Genomic DNA, 324 nt, shown 5'->3' with positions numbered 1-324 from the left:
GGTTAACTTCGATGTCATCGTGAACCCATTACCAGTAGTCACCCCAGTAGATGATTATACCCACTGTGAGTTAAACACCGATGGCGTATACGAAAGCTTTGACTTTACAACCATGACCCCTGCCATATTAAACGGACAAGATCCCGCAATTTTCACGGTAACCTACCATGAAACACAAGCCGATGCCGATGCAGGAATGAATGATTTAACCCCAGGCGGGCTATACACCAATACCAGCAACCCACAAACCATCTATGTCAACATTACCAATACCGTAACCGGATGTTTTACAACAGCCTTAACCTTCGATTTACAAGTACACGA

Annotated in this window: 1 protein-coding gene; it reads left to right on the top strand. The window is 44.4% G+C overall.

Features of this window, described 5'->3' with window-relative positions; translation table 11 throughout:
• Positions 1 to 19: 19 nt before the first annotated feature.
• The coding region (locus ACVC08_RS09610) for a hypothetical protein (RefSeq protein WP_452601877.1) at positions 20 to 324 on the top strand (305 nt) is incomplete at its 3' end.

Source organism: Pontimicrobium sp. MEBiC06410, assembly GCF_053601615.1.
Note: the sequence above shows the minus strand (reverse complement) of the source record. Positions and strands in the feature narration are given on the sequence as shown.